Annotated in this window: 1 rRNA gene; it reads right to left on the reverse strand. The window is 49.2% G+C overall.

The annotated features are described in order from the left end of the window. A 23S ribosomal RNA gene (locus AAEZ10_RS27150) occupies nucleotides 1-1161 on the reverse strand; the annotation flags it as partial. Nucleotides 1162-1329: the final 168 nt, after the last annotated feature.

A 1329-nucleotide genomic window follows, 5' to 3' on the forward strand; every position in this document is an offset into this window, starting at 1 on the left:
TGATACCCGTAGCTTCGGTGTATGGTTTGAGCCCCGTTACATCTTCCGCGCAGGCCGACTCGACTAGTGAGCTATTACGCTTTCTTTAAAGGGTGGCTGCTTCTAAGCCAACCTCCTAGCTGTCTAAGCCTTCCCACATCGTTTCCCACTTAACCATAACTTTGGGACCTTAGCTGACGGTCTGGGTTGTTTCCCTTTTCACGACGGACGTTAGCACCCGCCGTGTGTCTCCCATGCTCGGCACTTGTAGGTATTCGGAGTTTGCATCGGTTTGGTAAGTCGGGATGACCCCCTAGCCGAAACAGTGCTCTACCCCCTACAGTGATACATGAGGCGCTACCTAAATAGCTTTCGAGGAGAACCAGCTATCTCCGAGCTTGATTAGCCTTTCACTCCGATCCACAGGTCATCCGCTAACTTTTCAACGGTAGTCGGTTCGGTCCTCCAGTCAGTGTTACCTAACCTTCAACCTGCCCATGGATAGATCGCCCGGTTTCGGGTCTATTCCCAGCGACTAGACGCCCTATTAAGACTCGCTTTCGCTACGCCTCCCCTATTCGGTTAAGCTCGCCACTGAAAATAAGTCGCTGACCCATTATACAAAAGGTACGCAGTCACAGAACAAAGTCTGCTCCCACTGCTTGTACGCATACGGTTTCAGGATCTATTTCACTCCCCTCTCCGGGGTTCTTTTCGCCTTTCCCTCACGGTACTAGTTCACTATCGGTCAGTCAGTAGTATTTAGCCTTGGAGGATGGTCCCCCCATATTCAGACAAAGTTTCTCGTGCTCCGTCCTACTCGATTTCATGACCAAGAGATTTTCGCGTACAGGGCTATCACCCACTATGGCCGCACTTTCCAGAGCGTTCCGCTAATCTCAAAGCCACTTAAGGGCTAGTCCCCGTTCGCTCGCCACTACTAAGGGAATCTCGGTTGATTTCTTTTCCTCAGGGTACTTAGATGTTTCAGTTCCCCTGGTTCGCCTCTTGCACCTATGTATTCAGTACAAGATAACCATCTTATGATGGCTGGGTTCCCCCATTCAGACATCTCCGGATCAAAGTCTGTTTGCCGACTCCCCGAAGCTTTTCGCAGGCTACCACGTCTTTCATCGCCTCTGACTGCCAAGGCATCCACCGTATGCGCTTCTTCACTTGACCATATAACCCCAAGCAATCTGGTTATACTGTGAAGACGACATTCGCCGAAAATTCGAATTTCTCAACTAAGAGAACTCACAAATTTTACCTTAGCCTGATCCGTTACCAGTGAAAGTAACGTTCAGTCTATCTTTCTATCACATACCCAAATTTTTAAAGAACGATCTA

The organism is Pseudomonas sp. H26/SER47-MNA-CIBAN-0231 (genome assembly GCF_040310465.1).
Lineage (GTDB): Bacteria > Pseudomonadota > Gammaproteobacteria > Pseudomonadales > Pseudomonadaceae > Aquipseudomonas > Aquipseudomonas atacamensis.